General features: G+C 39.5%; 9 protein-coding genes and 2 pseudogenes. 6 read left to right on the top strand and 5 right to left on the bottom strand.

All coding sequences use genetic code 11. The features are described from left to right. The first annotated feature begins 37 nt into the window (after positions 1 to 37). Positions 38 to 367, top strand: a complete 330-nt coding sequence (locus BTR_RS07920; protein ID WP_038473788.1) for a hypothetical protein — start codon at positions 38 to 40, stop codon at positions 365 to 367. 136 nt (positions 368 to 503) lie between these two features. Here BTR_RS07920 and BTR_RS07915 read toward each other — a convergent pair whose 3' ends face one another. From BTR_RS07915 to BTR_RS11945, 5 genes are all read right to left on the bottom strand, one after another. Continuing rightward, positions 504 to 2,981 (bottom strand): autotransporter outer membrane beta-barrel domain-containing protein, encoded by a 2,478-nt coding sequence (locus BTR_RS07915; protein WP_012232103.1) that lies wholly within the window; start codon positions 2,979 to 2,981, stop codon positions 504 to 506. Between the two features lie 438 nt (positions 2,982 to 3,419). Further along, the gene (locus tag BTR_RS07910) at positions 3,420 to 3,626 is read right to left on the bottom strand and encodes a hypothetical protein (protein ID WP_038473785.1); all 207 of its coding nucleotides are present in this window, start codon (positions 3,624 to 3,626) and stop codon (positions 3,420 to 3,422) included. A 158-nt stretch (positions 3,627 to 3,784) separates the two neighbouring features. Further along, the gene (locus BTR_RS12900; protein WP_158305293.1) at positions 3,785 to 3,925 is read right to left on the bottom strand and encodes a hypothetical protein; all 141 of its coding nucleotides are present in this window, start codon (positions 3,923 to 3,925) and stop codon (positions 3,785 to 3,787) included. Positions 3,926 to 5,182: 1,257 nt separating this feature from the next. Beyond that, entirely contained in the window at positions 5,183 to 8,404 is a 3,222-nt protein-coding gene (locus tag BTR_RS07900; protein ID WP_482758272.1) for an autotransporter outer membrane beta-barrel domain-containing protein, read from the bottom strand. Positions 8,405 to 10,143: 1,739 nt separating this feature from the next. After that, positions 10,144 to 10,341 (bottom strand): hypothetical protein, encoded by a 198-nt coding sequence (locus BTR_RS11945; RefSeq protein ID WP_049776846.1) that lies wholly within the window; start codon positions 10,339 to 10,341, stop codon positions 10,144 to 10,146. Here BTR_RS11945 and BTR_RS07890 point away from each other — a divergent pair. From BTR_RS07890 to BTR_RS07870, 5 genes and pseudogenes are all read left to right on the top strand, one after another. Further along, positions 10,334 to 12,163, top strand: a pseudogene (locus BTR_RS07890) (phage tail tape measure protein); the annotation flags it as partial. The gene BTR_RS11945 and the pseudogene BTR_RS07890 overlap by 8 nt on opposite strands. A 160-nt stretch (positions 12,164 to 12,323) precedes the next feature. Then, entirely contained in the window at positions 12,324 to 12,809 is a 486-nt protein-coding gene (locus BTR_RS07885; RefSeq protein WP_012231550.1) for a phage tail protein, read from the top strand. Beyond that, positions 12,806 to 13,060, top strand: coding sequence for a tail protein X (locus BTR_RS07880; RefSeq protein WP_012232099.1), 255 nt, complete (start codon positions 12,806 to 12,808; stop codon positions 13,058 to 13,060). The genes BTR_RS07885 and BTR_RS07880 overlap by 4 nt, the downstream gene beginning before the upstream one ends. Beyond that, positions 13,060 to 14,058, top strand: a complete 999-nt coding sequence (locus BTR_RS07875) for a phage late control D family protein (protein ID WP_038474635.1) — start codon at positions 13,060 to 13,062, stop codon at positions 14,056 to 14,058. Before BTR_RS07880 ends, BTR_RS07875 begins: the two co-directional genes overlap by 1 nt. Next, positions 14,037 to 15,541: pseudogene (locus tag BTR_RS07870) on the top strand (replicative DNA helicase). The gene BTR_RS07875 and the pseudogene BTR_RS07870 overlap by 22 nt, the downstream one beginning before the upstream one ends. Positions 15,542 to 15,597: the final 56 nt, after the last annotated feature.

Below are 15,597 nucleotides of genomic sequence, written 5' to 3'. Positions count from 1 at the left end.
TTGGAAGAGATTCTGAAATAGAAAATGCAATCCAGCGATGATGAATTTCAAAAAATCTAGCTTGATAAGTATTTTTGTTTTAAGCGCTAACAATCAAAACATTTTGCAAGGATGCTTATTGCTTAAGAGCTGTTATCATAAAAACTCTACAAAGTTTTTGGAGAAAATTTGTCATGCGTTTGCAGAAAGCTTAGTTGGTTTTCTTGCATATAGAATTATTCACGATGAATTTTTTGATGTAAAAAAGCCAAAATATTTTGTATTTTTTATTGAATCCATGCGATTTTTATACCTCAAAAAGGCTGCTCTTTTGAAAACTCAACAATCGTTAAGAGATAAAGGGTTTTGTGGCATTTGGTTTGGATGAAATTAATCCTTTCAAGAAGGGGGGATAGAAAGGACCATTATTGATGGCTTTTGCCGAAAGATTGCAAAAAAAAAGCAGTACATTCGTACTGCTTTTTGTTAAAATAAATAGATTATAAGTTGTTTTTTTCTTTTTCTTAAAACTGATAACGTATTCCGCCTGAAAAGCTTGTTCCAGATATACCCGTTTTTTGAAGTTTCTGTTGATAATGAACATCAGCATGAAGGGCGATATTTTGTGATAATTGTGCATTCACACCAAGCCCACCTTCAAGGGAAGCTCCCATAGCATCAAGATGGAACGATTCACCAATCTGTATGGTGGCATTATTAGAAAAAGCTTTAACAATATTCAATTTACCATAGAAAGAAAAAATACTGCTGTTTTCAGTCGGAACTGTTGTTTGCATTAAGCGTCCACCAATACGCACCAACCATTGATGAGGATTGCCCATATTCACATCAAAACCATCAACATCTGAGAACGTGTCAATCATAAGACGTTGATAAATAACTTGTGCTTGTGGTTCAAAGACCAATCCTTTCGTGCTGGTTTCGAACTTTTGTCCAATGGTTGCCGATGCACTGAATGTATCAGCGCTTGTCAATTCTGCAGTCTTTCCTATGAGAGCTGTGGTGATATTCCCCTTGAGCATTCCATAGGAGAAGAGTGCATGGACATATGTCCCATTATTATGACGCAGGCCACTATATGCAGTCAGTGACCATTTATCGAGTGTACTCTTGTCAGCACCTTCCATACCTTTTGGAGTGAAAGCTAATTTCCCATATGTCCCTAAAAGACCAAAATTGGTGGTCATGTTTTGATCTTCTAGAGCTGCTAATGTAATGCCTGCTTGTAAAGCAGCATAGTGAATATCGGCACCATAGCCATATTGTAATGGCGTACGGTGAGAGGATAATGTCATCTTATTGCCATAAGCCGAGAAAAGGATTCCTTTGTTTTTATGATTTTTTGTCTCAAAGCTTGTTTCTTGCATCGTGTTCAGTAAAGTGTTTTGATTGTTTACATCAGCCAATCCAGCTGAGAATAGAGCGGTAGGCATGACTAAATAGCTTGCCACTTGAGGAACAAGAGCTCTGATCCTTCCTTCATCATCGAGCGTTGCACTTTGCAAGCGGAAATCCCAGAAATTCTGATTTTCTCTCAAATGGCTTTGTATGCTTTCTGCTTGCTCAGAACTTGATGTTGATTCACTTTTTATATTATTCTCAATTCCTAAAACCATTCCTCCTAATACAACGGGGGGTGTATCGGTTTTTGAATCCTTTTCTTTTGATTGTTGAGATACTTCTCCTAAATGGCTTTGCGCACGCTCTGCTTTCCCAAGACTCGATGTTGGTCCATAGGCATTTAAGACATATTTATAAGGCAAAGCACCCATTGTGACGTAGCCATTTGCTAGTTTGAAGGAATTTTTATCTGCTTTTCCAGATACTTGAATGAGTGACAGACCACGCATATTCGCGGGAATAGAAGCGTCTGCTTCTGATGGCTCACCTTTTGAAAGACCATTGAAATTAATTGTTGTGGTACCTGATACATCTCCGTGGACAAGAAGGCGATCTGTTTTTTGTTGTCCTTTTTCTAAGCCATCACTCCATTCTGTATTAAAATAAATCCTTGCATTGCCTGTTGCATTGTAAACGGTTTCTCTAGTGGAGTCCCTGTTTGCTTGTGAATTAGGAACCTCAATGGTTCGTCCTACACTCAAAGTTTGATATTGACCCCTTGCCAGTGTATGTGGCGCATTAAACACTATAGAGCTATTACGAAGATTCAGTACTGAAACGGTAGACAGTGCTCGTTGCTTAATGTCATGGAGTGCAAAATTCAATGTACTAAAATCATTATTTACGTCGTATTGACTTACATTTAAATACCATTTGCTATTGTTGTTTAAATTAAAAATAGTTGTATTTACTTCTAAGGTTCTTGCTCTTCCTTCCATAATTGAATTATCGGCAGTCAATACAAAACTAACGGGGTGAGGATCTGAATCTGTTTTCTTTTTTACACTATTTTTTAATAATACATCAGAACGAATTTCTGAATTTCTAAGTTGAACTTCGGCAACAGACTTTGAAGATGATGGCCCCCAAATACCAACACCATCTCTCACAAGGAGTTTTGTATTGGTAAGAATGGCCTTATTGACAACTTCTTCACCCTCTTTCAGAAAAGCATCTAAAATAGTATGAAAAATAATACCAGACTGTCTTTTGGTTTCTATGACTGAATCCTCAATATTAATGATACCGTTTGAAATTGATAGACCAGTATACAAGGCATTGACTTTCATGCCTTTAGCATTAACACGTCCACCTTTTGATACAGCAAATGCAAATGAAGCTGAATGTATTGTCGAGTTCGTAATTGTGGCAATTGCTTTTTCAGAGGCGTACACTGCGCTCAATCCATTGCGAATGAAAACATTATTAAGAGTCTTTTCCTCTCCTTTCTCAAGTTTAAACTCATCAATAATCTCAGGAGGTTGTGTATTTGCATAAGTTGGAGCAAAATAAGAAAAAATGAAAGTTCCAGCAATTGTACATAACAAAAAATTTTTTTTATAAATATATTTCTTACACATAGATATGCCTTTAGTATTTGGTATGCTTTGATGCTTACTTCATTCCCCTGATGGCGCAAGTACCCGATCGTCTTTTATATCATTATGTATTTATTGTAAATAACAAAACAAATTATATTGTGGTGTTCTCTATAATTTGAAGTTTTGCTTCAGAAAAGCTTTTTTTATGATCATAAAAAGCAATGAAACAATGGATTTCATAAGATCTAACTTGGTAAGTTTTTGCTAAAACCACGATGAAGCACGCTATTAAAAAAAGCAGGCTATTTAAAAATTGTCACTTCAGGATAATCGTTATAAAAGCTTTATAGCGTTGAGATGAATTGTTTTAGGCACTCAGAAAAATTTCAGTCAATCTTCTCTGTTATAGGAGAAGATCTGCTATAAGAAGAAGAGATAAGGGGACGGGGTTTTCTCAAAGAGATAAGGCGCTAAAGCTCATTTTCCTAAGGCAGTATAACTCATTTCGCGACGGCGGCCCATGAATGATATAATGGTAAAACCATTGAGCCCTCCATCTTTATGCTTGTGAAGGAGCAAGTTGGCGGCCTTGACACTTGATAAAACAGTAAGCCCATTGCATATTTTACCAGTTTCTAATGTTGCGACAGCTCTTGATTCTTGAAATGGTTCATAAAAAGGCATGTATAATTTTTTTCATACGCCAGGCTTCGTTTGTGACGTGCAAGAGACAGGGGGAATTGATTCAACATGGAGAATCTTACGGTATTGGGGACTCTCATTTAACATGCAAACATTGAATACTCTTTATAAATTAATAAGTTGACTCATACTTATAATAGTTATGCTCTCCAGGAATTCGATTTCTCTGTTGGCGCCTTCAGTTTTACAGTCGTAGAAACAGTTTTAGGAACAGCGATTTGTATTTCTCTTCTCTTGTTATTGTTCAATATTCGTCGATAAGCTTTTATCATTTTTTGCATGAAGTCTCTCATAAGTTTCGTTAGATATGTTTTTTTGTACTCAAAATTGCAAGAGATTTAGTTTTTTAGATTATAGGTTTAAAATAGTAAAATTTTTTACAGATACTGTGTGCAATAGAATATTTTTTAACTACCGATATTTCTTATTTTCTATTTGTGATTAAAAAATAAATAATTATATTTAGTATATTTTAATATATTAATTATATAAGAAAAATTATTTAAAGATGCTACTATTTTATAAACTTGTATATTCTTATGGCTTAATAAATTATTATGAAAATAGCGCTTCTTGTTAAAAAATAAGGAAAATAGAATAAATAGATATTTTTTTCATGGTATCATCTCTAAATTGGTAAGCATTCTATTGCGCTAAAAAAATCATTTCTATGATACGAATTTTTATGGCTTTTCCATCGTTCTATTTTTCTTTCAGTGAGATGAGCTTGGCTATGAGAGGTATGAGCTTTCTCAAAATTGTTTACCTAAAACGATACAGGAAAGTGTCAATGAAGCCTTATAGAGGGTGTAATAAGCTCGTTGATTGAAAGAATGGGGGGGTATAAACATAGCAGGGTGCAAAGAAAGAGCTTTTTATTATTATCTTTTTAAATATTGTTATCTGTTTATTGTCTAAAATGCACTTTTCTTAGCTTTATGGATAAATTCGCTAATAGAATATATGCTCCGGGACTCGTGTGAAAAGGCAGAAAATCCTATTTAAAGTGGAAAAACGCAATTCATAAAGAGCCTCATGTTGAAAGCTTTGAAGTGAATGATGATTTGGTTCATAAAATTCCACTTTTTTAGAAATTGTGCTTTTATTAAAAGGTCTCCGCTTTCATTATTTTGGGCTTTTGACATATTCTCGATAAAAATACTTGACATTTTTTCTTGAGAAAAAGGGTAGGGGATTTTATGAAGCAAACGAGATTTATCAATAACATCTGGATTGAGCATAGTCATCTCTAGGTGTTTTTTTCTGAGAGTTTTTCTTTCACTTGGAGATGAAGTGCTTTGCGATATTTTGTTTGAGAGAGATGAACGCATTTAATCTGATATGTTTCAAACAAAATATTCAACCTTGTAAATTAATAAATCTTGATGGACATGACTTTAAAGGAATAAAGAACAATGTTATTCGAGTGATCTTTTAATGAAAGAGTATCAAGAATAAAAAAGGCAGCGTATTGTGCTGCCTTTTTGGTTTGATGAAGTGTACAGAATAACAATATACCTGTTTTTTACATCCTTGATTTAAAACTGATAGCGTATGCCGCCTGAAAAGCTTGCACCACTTATACCTGTTTTTTGCAGTTTTTGTTGATAACTCACATCACCGTGAAGGGAGAAATTGTGAGACAGTTGTGCATTGATGCCAACGCCGCCTTCAATTGCAGGTCCCATAGGATCTAGCTCAAAGTCTCTTCCAATATGAATGCTACCATCATCACCAAAGGTTTTGATCAAGTTTACTTTTCCATAGAAAGACATAGGACGATTGTTTTCAGTAGAAATGGTTTTTGTCAAACGTCCGCCAACACGGATCAACCATTGAGAAGGATTTTTCATATCAATGGTAAAGTTATCAGCATCTTCAATGGTGTTAAACATCAAGTGTTGATAAGCAACTTGTGCTTGTGGCTCGAAGGTTAAGCCTTCTACTCCGGTTGCAAATTCTTTGCCAACGGTGGTGGAGATACTGAACATTTTGGCATTATTCAACTTTGCAGTTTTTCCAATAAGAGCGTTAGCGATATGTCCTTTTAGGATACCATAGGACAAGAGTGTATCAATATAGAAACCGCTGCTATGTTGTATGCTACCGTAAGCTGTCAGTGCCCATTTATCCAACGTGCTCTTTCCAGCATCTGCGATATTTTTCGGGGTGAAAGACAGTTGTCCATAGGTGCCTACGAAACCCAGATGTGTTGAGGTGTTTTGTCCTTCAATTGCTGCCAATGTAACACCGGCTTGTAGAGCCGCATAACGGATATCAGCGCCATAACCGTATTTGAGAGGCCCACGCTCAGAAGATAAGGTTGCTGTGTTACCGTAAGTGTATAGGAAGAAACCTGTTTGTTTTTCTTCTTCTTTTCCCAAGACAGATGTTCTCATAGTGGCTAAAAGTGCATTTTGTTTAGCTATATCGGTTAAACCAGCGTGAAAGAGAGCATTTGGCATAACCAAATAGCTTGCTGTTTGTGGGACAGGGGCGATCACACTTGGACTAGAACCAGAGCCAGTTCCAGAACCAGAACCGGAATCAGTTCCAAGAAGTTCTGGTTGCAAACGGAAATCCCAGAAATTTTCGTTCTTTTCATCAAAGAGGTTTTGTTCAATATTGGCTTGTCCATGGCTTGACTCTGGTCCATAGGCACGTAGTGTATATTTATCAGGTAAACCATCTCTTGTGGTATAGCCATTTACCAGTTTAAAAGAGTCTTCGGTTGCTTTTCCTGAAACTTGGATGAGTGAAAGACCACGTATATTAGAGGCAGTAGAGATATTTTGTTTAACATTATTGTCTTCTAAGCGCCCTGTAACATAAACTGCTGTAGTTCCTGCCACGTTCCCATTGATCAAAAGTCTATCAGTTTTTTGATCGGCTATTGCAACACCATCACTCCATTCAGCGTTGAAGTAAATCTTTGCATCGCCTGTTGCATTATAGACTTCTTGGGTGTCTGGTTTTCCCGAACCTATATGCAATGTGTGATAATGATCTTCTGTTGGCTCTTTAAAAACGACAGAGCTGTTTTCGAGACTCAGAACAGAAATATCAGAGCGTGATCTTTGAGCGATATCAAGCAGATTACCATCAGTATCTTTTTCTTGTGTGCTGTTTTTTAAGAACCATTGTGTACCGTTTGTTAGGTTGAAGCTTACATTTCTCTCTTTTGCAATGTTTGCTCTGCCTTCTAAAGTAGAATGATCTGCATTTAAGGTGAAGCTACCGTTGGCTATCTCCTTAACTTCTTTCCCATCCCACATATTTTTATCTTGCCAAGAAATTTTGTTCCAAAAAATACCATCATCTAATAAGATATCGGCATGGATTTCTGAATCTTTAAGATTGAGTGTACCGATTGATAAAGCAGGACTATTTTCAATGCTTTTTTCAACAATAGCTCCAATGAGGATTCCTCTACCATTGTCAATGTTAAAAATTGCATGGTTTAAATTGATTTCATTGCTACGGTATTTTTGTGGATCATTATGTTCATGTGGGTCATTATCAGTAGAATTTGCAAACTGTAAGCCGCCAATTTCTGCTGTTGCAGAAAGATTTGTGAGATCCATATGACCGCCATTTACTACGGCTAAGACATTTTTTTTTGCTTTTATCTCATTTTTAGTGCCATTCTTCATTTTAATTGTAGCATCTTCAATTGCCCCAAGACCAATATCAGTATTTTGAATAGTTGTGTTACCATTTAATTCAATTTTGCTTTCAGATTCCCAAGTGCTTACACCAATGGTTGCTTTTTTGGATTCGCCACCGATTATTGTTAAATCACCACTGACAATTTTACCTCCACTGTCTGCATAAAGACCTTCATCAAAATGGCGAATGGTTGTTGTACCTGTTAAATTAATTTCACCGGATTCTCCTACCCATACAGCTGACTGTACTTCGGGGGTTTCGAGATTGATAGCTTTTCCACCGGTGATCGTTAAATTTTCGCTGGTGATTTTGCCTCCAACGCTTGCTCCAAGACCGTTAAAAGTATTGTTAATCGTTGTATTGCCATGCAATTCAATTGTGCTCTTCTCACCATGTGCAAATGCACCAGTTCCTCTACCATCTGTTGTCAGCGTAACATCTGTGGCAGCGATTTTTCCGCCTTTTTCTGCAAATAATGCATTTTGTTTCCCACTGATAGTTCCTCCCGTCTTTGTGATTTTGGCTTCTGAGCCTTCTGCATGAATTCCATTGCCTTCAGATGATGTGACTGTTGTTTTTTCGTCTAAAATGATGGAGCTACCTTGTTTCGCATATACACCATTAGTTTTTCCATCAAATGACCCTTCGGATACTGTTATTGTGGAGTCGTCATTTGCAAATATACCTGTGTTTGCGTTTGTGACGGTTACCTTATTTAAAGTCACAGTGCTTTTTTCGGCATTTATTCCCTTATCCATCAAGGGATTACCTTTTCCACTTGATATCGTCACATTTTCCAGCTTGTTTTCGTTACTCTTACTAGCATTGAAAACAGCACCAATTTGAGAGGCTGTAATAGAGCCATCGGTCATCTTGATTGTAGCACCATTTTCTATCTCAAGCCCATTTGCAACTTTTTCAATGGTTGTTTTGCCTTTTAATGTAATCACGCTGTCAGTGCCATCTGCTTTAGCACCAGTTCCTTTGCCATCTGTTGTTGTTAAAGCAACATCTGTGACATCGATTTTTCCGCCTTTTTCTGCAAATAATGCATTTTGTTTCCCACTGACAGTTCCTCCCGTCTTTGTGATTTTGGCTTCTGAACCTTCTGCATGAATTCCATTGCCTTCAGATGATGTGACTGTTGTTTTTTCGTCTAAAGTGATGGAGCTACCTTGTTTCGCATATACTCCATTAGTTTTTCCATCGAATGACCCTTCGGATACTGTTATTGTGGAGTCGTCATTTGCAAATATACCTGTGTTTGCATTTGTGACGGTTACCTTATTTAAAGTCACAGTGCTTTTTTCGGCATTTATTCCCTTGTCAATAAAGCGTCCACTTTGGCCACTTGATATCGTTACATTTTCCAGTTTGTTTTCATTTTCATTACTCTTACTGTCAGAGAAAACAGCACCAATTATAGACGCTGTAATAGAGCCATCGGTCATCTTGATGGTACCGCCGTTTGCTTGAAGACCAATAAAAGCATCTTTAATCGTGGTATTTTTATGTAATTCGACCGTGCTATTAGAACCATCGGCTTTTGCACCGGTTCCGGTACCATTTGCTGTTAGAGTGATATTTGAGACATCGATTTTTCCGCCTTTTTCTGCAAATAATGCATTTTGTTTCCCACTCACAGTTCCTTCCACCATTGTGACTTTGGCTCCTGAATCTTCTGTATGAATTCCATTGCCTTCAGATGATGTGACTGTTGTTTTTCCATCTAAAGTGATGGAGCTACCTTGTTTTGCATATACTCCATTAGTTTTTCCATTAAATACTCCGCTAGAGACTTTTATTGCCGAGTGATCTTCTGCAAATATACCGTTGTTTGCTAAAGAAACAGTTGTGTCTTTCAAAGTGAGGTTGCTGTGGGTAGCATTTATTCCTTTGTCAATAAAGTGATCATCTTTACCGCTTATAATTACAGTTGTTAGCTCGTTTTCACTACGACTATTTTCAAAAGAAGCACCGCTTTCAATAGCTGTAATGCGTCCTCCTGTCATTTTAATTTTAGCTCCATCTTTGGCTTTAATACCTAAGTGAATATCAGAATCGTTATCATTACTTTTAATGGTCGAACCAGTTAATGTAATTTCACTGTTATCGCCTTCAGCTTTTACAACATAGGTATCTTTGTTCGTGTCTTTATTTCCGGTTATTGTTAACTTTTCACCAGTAATTTTTCCACCTGGTTTTGCATGAATAGTCTCATAAGTTTTTTGGGATATTTTTTCTACTTTCCCATCAGCGACTTCAAGATTTTCAGCATATGCGTTGAAATGGGTGCCAAACAGCGTAACAGCTATAGCCGCTGTACAGAGTAACAGAGATTTTTTATACATTGATTTTTCCTTAACTTATAAGCCCCATACATTCCTCCCCCGCTTATAAGAAGGACATTAAATGAATGGTTTTCTGCTGTGAGACGAATAGATTGTTTTTATTTTCATGTAAAGTATAATTATAAATTTTATAATAAAATACATAATGATTTATTACACATCCAATAATATTACTTATTATCAAATAAATATAAAAATAAATTATTAAATAAAAGTTCTTAATATAAGGAGGCATATGCCTTCATTTTTCATTGTAAATAATGGTTAGGTTGGATTTTTTGTAGTTGTTGAGGGTTCTTTTTTAGCCTCGATTTGATGTTTTAAATGCAATTTTAAAGAGGCAAGGTAAGCTCTATTTCTTCGCTATCGTTGATGTTTTGAATAAGCTCTTGCACTTTTCTATAAGTTTCGTCGCGAATTTCGCTATATTTTCAGAAGAGGGGGTTATTTTTGCATCATGATAGGTTCGTATAGATTATTTATCCAAGTTTTTTCATGAGATCAGTAGGAATGGTAGGTGTTTTTAAATCCGTTGCTTTTCCCATGTCTGTAAACATTTCTTTTTTAGCAGAGAGAATCCAATGTAACTCTACACTATAAATTGTGTAATAGGAAATTATGATAGAGGTGAATGGTTCACTTACACCGAGCTCATAATTTGCAAGTGTTTTTTGCAAATTACGCAATGTCTTTAAGCTTAATCAAGCAGGTATTGAAGATCTAGGGGATGCGATCAATCATCTCTCTAACCACATGGCAGCAAAGGCAAGTGAGGTGTCTGATTTTACCAATCGTGCCACCGGTGCGGCAACCATGTTTAAGCTGACTGCGCGTGAAACAGCAGCCTTTGGTACGGCGATGATTTCTGCTGGTATTGTACCAGAGAGTGCAGCGCGTGGGTTTAATGCGATGAGTGCGCGTATTCAAGCAGGGGGCAAACATATTGAAGATGCCTTTAGCAATATTGGTCTTTCCCGCGAAAAATTTATAGAAGATTTGGAGAAAGATGCCACCGGTACCTTGGTGCGCTTTTTTAATGTGTTGGGTCAATCCGAACAGGGAATGCGCTCTCTGATTGCCATTGCAGGGCGGGATTTTACCGGTGATTTTGCCAAATTGGTGGGGAACCCCCAATTGTTAGGGCAAGCTTTAGATTATGTGAAAGATCCACAAGTCTTTAAAGGTTCTGTAGAACAAGAGGCTGACAAACAAGCAACCGGTGCCATGCGGCAATTTGAACTGTTGCAAAACCGTATTGTAGCTCTGGGTATCACCATTGGTGAAGTGCTCCTGCCCCATGTGAACAGTCTCATGGAAAGTGTTGGGGGATTTGTCAATGGTTTGATGGCGTGGGCTAATGAACACCCTGTTTTAACCGGTGTGATCATCAAAACCATTGCCGCCCTGATGGCTTTTAATATTGCTTTGCGGGTTGTACGTTTTACCCTGGCGGGAACCCGCCTTGGGCTTCTTCAATTGATGGGCTCTTTTATCAAGATGAGGGTTGTGAGCCGCACGCTGAAGGCAAGTTGGCGCGGATTAGTCGCTTCAGGGCGCTCATTGGGTTTAATGGCAGCAGGGCTTGGTGGGAGTGCGCTGCGTCTTCTTCACCCCATGACTTTACTGGTGGGGGCTTTACGAGGGATAGCCGTTTCAGGGGCGGCATTTTCTGCCTCTTTTGGCTTTATTGGGACAGTCATCGAAGTGGTTGGGGCAGCTATTGCCTCTGTTGTGGGGGGGATTTTTACCCCAATAGGGGCTCTCATTGCTGCTGTTGTGGCTGTCATTCTTGTTGCTGGTTTTGCTTTGTGGAAATATTGGGATCGTTTTTCTTCTTTTGTCAAAGGTTTTGCACGGGGGATAACACGGGCTTGGGGCCAAGCCTTTGAAGCCGTCATGCGCTTTTTTGGTGCCGATACGGCAACCATCACCAAATGGAAAAATATCATTGCTGCTGCTTTTGATCTCTCTTCCCATTGGCAAAAGTTTAAACAAGGACTTTCCTCTGTTTCTCAAAGCTTTGCTGGTTTGTGGGAGGGTGTTAAACAAAGCTTTTCCAACTTTTGGCAATGGTTGGGAAGCTTTTTTGTCCGCGAAAAGCTCACAGAGAGTGCCAAGGTTGGTATGGAACAAGCCGGTGAAGATTTAGCGAGTTGGATTGTTGATGGTTTTATGTCGTCCATCTCACAATTGATGGATTATTGTAAATCTTTACCTCACCGCATAAAGGGGTGGATTGGGTCGATTGATGTAAGAGAGTTTTTGCCAAGTTTTTTAGGAGGCAAAACGTCCATCCAACCCATAGTACAATTTGCGGGGGCTTCTCCTGTAAATTCATCTGCCAGAGAACCAAGAGACAAAGACCGTTCCCCCATCACCCACAATCAAAATGTCACAGTGCATGTTAATGGGGCGCGTGACCCCATGGCCACCGGTCGTGCGGTTGCTCATGCTTTGCAACGGGCACGCGCCAATGCGCTGCATGGTGGCACAGAATGATAAGGACGACAGAATAAGGGAAGAGACGACGTGCTGGAAGGGATACTCTCAATGAGGGGAGGGATGAAGTGCTAGGATGGCGCAATGGTAGGAGAGATGCAATGATACGTTTCGAAAGAAATGACGTGCTGGAAGGGATACAATCAATGGGAGGGCGTCTATGAGAGATCCTTTGCTGATGTTAGGTCCACATCTCTTTTATGTAGACTGGCTTAATTTCCAATCGTTTGAGGAAGAGTTCTCTGCCTCCTGGGTTTGCCTAGAGCGTTTTGGAGAGGCGCCCGGTTTGCAATTTACCGGTTATGGCAATGATCCCAAGACCATTCACGGGGTGTTGTTTCCAGAAGAGTTTGGGGACCGGGTAGCGATAGATGCTATCACCAGAACCATTCGTGCAGCCAAGCCCGTTCAGATGATTCGTTGGATGAGTGACAACGGCTATAGTGCCATTCTCCATGGATCTGTAGTGATCACCAGTGTGACGAAAGACCATGATTACATCAGTCGCTCTGGTCAATCGGGGCGTATTCGCTATGCCATTAGCTTGTTACCGTTTTTCGATGGTGGAAAACCACAAGGTCAATATCAGGTGGGACAATATCAAGAGGGATATGATCAATATTCCCAAGGAGGAGAAACGCCATGAAGATACCAGAAAAGCATCTCGTGGTAGAGCTAGAGGATATGAGTCTTGATCTAATCTGCTTTCAACATGCTATGGCTGTGTTAGGGGATCGTTTTCAAGTTGGAGCGATCAAAGGGTATTGTGAGGCTACTTTGCAAGCCAATCCAGGTATTGCAGGGTATGGTGCTCTGTTGCCGCGGGGCTTAAAGGTCATTCTGCCTGAATTTGTATCATGTGAAAAGAACAGCGTGGTCAAAAGGCTATGGGATTAATGCGCACACATCCTTTTATTGAGGTGAGGGTGGGGGAGAATCTTGTCCATGAGGTTTTTTACCAGCGTCTTTTAACGGCAACCATTACGGACCATGCGGGCAATGAAGCCGATACATTTGAAGCGGAGTTTGATGATAGTGGCAATGATTTAGAGATTCCCTCCAGTAACAGCGCACTCCATGTCACCTTTGGCTATCAAAACAGCATCCGAGCCTTTATGGGGCGTTTTGTTGTTGAGTCGGTGGTGAGTATTGGGGGCAGTGATGGAGAGATTTTACGGCTTTGTGGCAAAAGTGCTTCGATGCGTAAAGAACTTAAAGAACAAGCGAGTGAACATTTTGACCACAAAACCATTGCTGAGATTGTTGAGGCCCTTGCCAAACGCCATGGTTATCAAGCAAAGGTCAGTCCACAATTTACCAAACAAACCTTGCCTTATGTGGTGCGCACCGATCAATCGGCGGTTGACTTTTTAACCCGCCTTGCCGACCGCATGCGGGCACGTTTTTTAATCAAGGACAATAAGTTTTTATTTTTAAGCGGTGACAATTTACCAGCCCTCACCCTCCATAAGCATGACTGTTCCAGCTGGGAATTTACCCTAGAGCCGCGCACCCAATACGGCACCATTGAAACTTCTTATTTTGATCGCTCAACAGGGCAACAATGCCAAGTCAAGCATCAAACAGGTTTTAGCGGTCCCGTACGTCGTCTGCGCAGTTGTTATCCAAGTCAAGAAGAAGCACAAGCGGCGGCGGCTTCCGAGTCGGATCGCTTATGCCGTGCTGTAGGCAGTGGCTCCTTAACTCTTGCGGGACGCCCTGAAATCATGGCGGATCAACCGTTGCTGCTTCAAGGGTTCCGTAAAGAAATTAATGGGTCATGGAAAGCCGCTACCGTCACCCACCGCTATGAAAAGCAAAGCGGTTACACAACAGAAATTACCTTTGAGGCACCGATCGAGGGAAAAGAAACATGGAAAAAGGAAACCGACTAAAAATGGAAAATCCAAAAGACGGCTTCTCCCCTTCTGTTCGCCAACTCCCGCATAATATAGAAGCCGAACAAGCATTGCTTGGAGCAATTCTGATTAATAATGATGCACTTGAGAGCGTTTCTGATTTTCTCAAAGCAGAACATTTTTTTGAAACTCTCCATCAAAAGATCTTTTCTACTATTTTGCATATGATCAAAAAAGGTAAAGTTGCAAACCCTGTTACCCTTAAATCCTTTATTCCAGCCGAAGAAAAAATTGGCGATATCACCATCTTCCATTACGTTGTTCGTTTAGCCAAAGAAGCGGTGACAATCATTAATGCTGAAGATTATGGGCAGGTCATCTATGATCTTTTTATCCGACGCTCTTTGATTAATCTTGGCAATCAAGTTGTCAATACAGCCTTTGAGGCTCCCTTAGAGCTTACACCAACACAACAAATTGAAACGATTGAACATCAATTGTTTGAACTCGCCGACAAAGGCAAATATGGGGGTGGGTTTGAAAACTTTGATACAGCCATTGCAAAAGCACTGGACATGGCAAGTGCTGCCAAAAAGCGTTCCTCACAGCTTTCAGGGTTAGCGACCCATATAAACACATTGGATGAAAAAATGGGAGGGTTGCAGCCATCCGATTTGATTATTCTAGCGGGGCGCCCTAGTATGGGAAAAACCGCACTGGCTACCAATATTGCCTTTAACATCGCCAATGCTTGCAAGCGTGATACCAATACACAACAAAATGAAGGAGGAATCATTGGCTTTTTCTCATTAGAAATGTCATCCGAACAACTTGCAACCCGCATTATCTCTGAACAAACAGAGGTTTCTTCCTCTGATATTCGACGAGGAAATCTCTCAGAAGAACAATTTGCAAAAATTATCCATACAACGCATCAGTTACAAACCGCCCCCCTTTACATCGATCAAACGGGGGGATATCCCTTGCCCAATTAGCCGCTCGTGCAAGGCGTCTCAAACGACAACATGGTCTAGATGTTTTGATTATTGATTATATTCAACTCATGACAAGCGGTTCAAAGCATTCTTCAGAGAACCGCGTTCAAGAAATGACAGCGATTACCATGGGGCTTAAAGCTTTGGCCAAAGAACTTAATATTCCCATCATTGCTCTTTCACAACTCTCACGCCAAGTTGAAAACCGAACAGATAAACGTCCACAGCTCTCCGATCTACGAGAATCAGGTTCCATTGAACAAGATGCCGATATTGTGCTTTTTGTTTATCGTGAAGAATATTATCTCAAAAAGGAAGAACCAAAAGAAGGCAGTGCTGAGTATAGCAGATGGCAAGAGACAATGGAGAAAGCCAAGGGCAAAGCTGTGGTTATTATAGCTAAACAACGCCATGGTTCAACAGGAATAGTTCCTCTTGCCTTTCAAGCCGATTTTACACGCTTTAGCGATCTAGAAGACAATGGGAGCGTCTTAGAGAATACGCGTGATTATCATGCTTTGTAGGATAAAAGATGTAGAGGCGTAAAATCCCATAGATTCACATTCAAAATTACGAATCT

This window comes from Bartonella tribocorum CIP 105476 (assembly GCF_000196435.1).
Classification (GTDB): domain Bacteria; phylum Pseudomonadota; class Alphaproteobacteria; order Rhizobiales; family Rhizobiaceae; genus Bartonella; species Bartonella tribocorum.
This window is presented reverse-complemented; position numbering and strand designations above follow the sequence as displayed.